At 68.4% G+C, this 2,300-nt stretch carries 3 protein-coding genes; 2 read left to right on the top strand and 1 reads right to left on the bottom strand.

Annotated features, from left to right (window positions below):
- Nucleotides 1-32: 32 nt before the first annotated feature.
- Complete coding sequence (gene ftsY / locus KH616_RS24300) at nt 33-1,235, bottom strand: signal recognition particle-docking protein FtsY (RefSeq protein WP_292253770.1); 1,203 nt, start codon at nt 1,233-1,235, stop codon at nt 33-35.
- 218 nt (nt 1,236-1,453) lie between these two features.
- On the opposite strand from ftsY, the gene rsmD reads away from it, so the two are divergent.
- Both rsmD and KH616_RS24310 read left to right on the top strand, forming a co-directional pair.
- Entirely contained in the window at nt 1,454-2,068 is a 615-nt protein-coding gene (gene rsmD / locus KH616_RS24305; RefSeq protein ID WP_292253772.1) for a 16S rRNA (guanine(966)-N(2))-methyltransferase RsmD, read from the top strand.
- A gap of 110 nt (nt 2,069-2,178) precedes the next feature.
- A partial coding sequence (locus KH616_RS24310; protein WP_292253774.1) for an adenylyltransferase/cytidyltransferase family protein occupies nt 2,179-2,300 on the top strand: 122 nt, incomplete at its 3' end.

The following is a 2,300-nucleotide window of genomic DNA, read 5'->3' on the forward strand; positions in this document are numbered from 1 at the left end:
GGGCGCCTTCAGTCCGGCATGCCGTGCGGTGTTCAGCCGAGCAACGCGTCGGCGAATTCTTCCGCGCTGAACGGTTGCAGATCCTCGACTTTCTCGCCCACGCCGATGAAATAGACCGGCACCGGACGCTGCCGCGCGATCGCAGCCAGGATGCCACCCTTCGCGGTGCCGTCGAGCTTCGTGACGATGAGGCCGGTGAGACCGAGCGCGTCGTCGAATGCCTTCACCTGCGCGAGCGCGTTCTGTCCCGTATTCGCATCGATCACGAGCAGCACTTCGTGCGGGGCGCCGTCGTGCGCCTTGCCGATCACGCGCTTCACCTTCTTCAGCTCTTCCATCAGGTGCAGCTGGGTCGGGAGGCGTCCCGCGGTATCGGCCATCATCACGTCGATGCTGCGCGCGCGCGCGGCGCTGACCGCATCGAAGATCACCGCGGCCGGATCGCCGCTTTCCTGCTGCACGACCGTCACGTTGTTGCGCTCGCCCCAGATCGCCAGCTGTTCGCGCGCGGCGGCGCGGAACGTGTCGCCGGCGGCAAGCAGCACCGACTGGTCGAAGCTCTGCAGGTGCTTCGCCAGCTTGCCGATGCTGGTCGTCTTGCCCGCGCCGTTGACGCCCGCGATCATCATCACGAGCGGTTGTGCGCGGCCGAGCATCAGCGATTTCTCGAGCGGCGAAAGCAGTTCGATGAGCAGCTCACGCAGCGCACCCTTGACCTGCTGCGGATCGGTGAGCCGGTCTGCGCGCACCTTTTCACGCAGCGCGCCGAGCAGATATTCGGTTGCATCGACGCCGGCATCGGACATCAGCAGTGCGGTCTCGAGTTCCTCATACAGATCCTCGTCGATCTTCGTGCTGACGAACACGTTCGTGATGCTCGAACTCGTCTTCGCGAGCCCGGACTTCAGGCGCGCGAGCCACGATTTCTTCGCGGCGGCTTCCGGTGCGGGCGGCGGGACGATCTCGACCGTCTCGACCACCTCGTCGCGGCCCGTGTTGGTCGGCGTGACGGTCATCACGACGGCGGCCGCAGCCGGTGCCGTGGCGGCAACGTCCGGCGCGCCGGCCTGCTGGCTGCCGGTGTCGGCGCTCGCGGCCGATGCGGGGGCCGGCTGCGGTGCGTCGGCCGGCCGGCTTTCTGCCGGCTGTGCCGCGGGTTGCGCCTCGGCGGCTGCCGGCGAGTCCGCGGCGGACGGCTCCTGCGTTTTCTTGAATCGTTTGAAGAAACTGAACATGGTCTGACGTCGGGAAGAGGGCGGGCCGTGACCGCCGGCGGCGGGGCTCGCGTGCGTACCGCGTTGCGCACCCTCGCTGGCGCGGCGCTCGGCGGCCGAAACCCCGCATTTTATCAGGCACGGCGCGTCGTTTACGGCAGCGCAACGCCGCTGTGGTAACGTGCGCCTGTTTGGCGGCGCGCACGGTTCGCGCCCGGTCTCCATGTCGATATTTCCGTATGTCCCGTTCTTCATCTGGCCGCACCGCGGCACCCGCAAGCCGCGGCAAGCCGCACACGATTCGCATCATTGGCGGCGACTGGAAACGCACGCCGCTCGCGGTACTCGATCTCGACGGCCTGCGGCCGACGCCCGATCGCGTCCGCGAGACGCTGTTCAACTGGCTCGGTCAGGACCTCGCAGGGCAGCGCTGCCTCGACCTGTTCGCCGGCACCGGCGCGCTCGGCTTCGAAGCCGCGTCCCGCGGCGCCGCGAGCGTGGTAATGGTCGAACGCCATGCGCGCGCCGCGCAGCAGCTGCGCGCGATCAAGGACAAGCTCGGCGCGCGCACCGTCGAAGTGGTCGAGGCCGACGCGTTGCGGCTCGCGGCCGGCCTCGCGCCGGGCGGATTCGACGTCGTGTTCCTCGATCCGCCGTTCGGCGAGCCGGCGGTGCTCGACAAGGCGATCGCGCTGACCGCGCCGCTCGTCGCGCCGGGCGGCGCGCTCTACGTCGAAACCGGCGCCGAACTGGACCCCGTCGCGCACGCCGCGCTTGCCGGCTGGCAGGTCGCGAAGCGAGGCAAGGCGGGGGCGGTGCACTATCATTTGCTGCGGCGCGAAAATGATGAATAATGCGCGTTCCAAAGAGGCGCCGGGCCGGCTTGGCTACGCGTGTCCATCTTGGCAGCGGCGCGCATGTCGCACGGCTGCCTTCCGATTTGCGTGATGACAGGAGGAGCGACATGGTAGTCGCTGTGTATCCCGGTACGTTCGATCCGCTGACGCGCGGGCATGAGGATCTCGTGCGGCGCGCGTCGAGCATTTTTGATACGCTGGTTGTCGGCGTCGCCGACAGCCGCTCGAA

It is taken from the genome of Burkholderia sp., assembly GCF_018375725.1.
Taxonomy (GTDB): domain Bacteria; phylum Pseudomonadota; class Gammaproteobacteria; order Burkholderiales; family Burkholderiaceae; genus Burkholderia.

What these genes read in the sequence shown, in the direction of transcription:
- rsmD (WP_292253772.1), top strand. Translation starts at nt 1,454, where the DNA reads ATGTCCCGTTCTTCATCTGGCCGCACCGCGGCACCCGCAAGCCGCGGC.
- ftsY (WP_292253770.1), bottom strand. Translation starts at nt 1,235, where the DNA reads ATGTTCAGTTTCTTCAAACGATTCAAGAAAACGCAGGAGCCGTCCGCC.